We start from the raw sequence: 311 nt of genomic DNA on the forward strand, positions 1-311 counted from the left end.
GACTTGTTTTACGCAAACGAGTATCGGCAGCACTTCAGCCGTTAGTAAAGAATACAAATTGTGATTTACTGGATGAAATCGGATATCGTTCTATTGCAATTGGATTCCCGGTTTTCACATTAGGTGCATTAATTTTTGCCATGATTTGGGCTCAAATAGCGTGGACACGTTTTTGGGGTTGGGATCCAAAAGAGGTTTGGGCGCTTATTACTTGGCTCTTTTATGAGGCAGTATTACATTTACGCTTATCAAAAGGGTGGCACGGAGAGAAGTCAGCGTGGTTAGCGGTAATTGGTTTTGCAATCATTATG

General features: G+C 41.5%; 1 protein-coding gene. It reads left to right on the forward strand.

Features of this window, described 5'->3' with window-relative positions:
• Window positions 1–311: cytochrome c biogenesis protein CcsA (gene ccsA, locus ACSG5Z_RS30215; RefSeq protein ID WP_435712777.1), on the forward strand; the 311-nt coding region annotated here is incomplete at both ends.

Origin of the sequence: Bacillus pretiosus, assembly GCF_051294775.1 — a bacterium.
Classification (GTDB): domain Bacteria; phylum Bacillota; class Bacilli; order Bacillales; family Bacillaceae_G; genus Bacillus_A; species Bacillus_A wiedmannii.